1 protein-coding gene is annotated in these 233 nt (G+C 32.2%); it reads left to right on the top strand.

The window, feature by feature from the left end:
• Window positions 1–12 precede the first annotated feature (12 nt).
• A partial coding sequence (locus ACRHOC_RS15245) for a sodium:solute symporter family transporter (protein WP_431159451.1) occupies window positions 13–233 on the top strand: 221 nt, incomplete at its 3' end.

The following is a 233-nucleotide window of genomic DNA, read 5'->3' as shown; positions in this document are numbered from 1 at the left end:
ATTGCGACATTTATGAGTACCATATCTACGCAATTAAAATGGGGCAGTTCATATCTTGTTAATGACTTCTATGGCAGACTTATAAATAAAGAAGCTTCAGAAAAACAGAAAGTTCTTGTTGGGAGAATTTCTACCATTACTTTAATGATTATGGCTGCCTTGTTTTCATTTTATCTTCAGTCAGCTAAGGATGTATTTAATTTATTATTACAAATAGGTGCTCGAACAGGTTT

Source organism: Winogradskyella poriferorum, from assembly GCF_050618035.1.
GTDB classification, from domain to species: domain Bacteria; phylum Bacteroidota; class Bacteroidia; order Flavobacteriales; family Flavobacteriaceae; genus Winogradskyella; species Winogradskyella poriferorum_A.
This window is presented reverse-complemented; position numbering and strand designations above follow the sequence as displayed.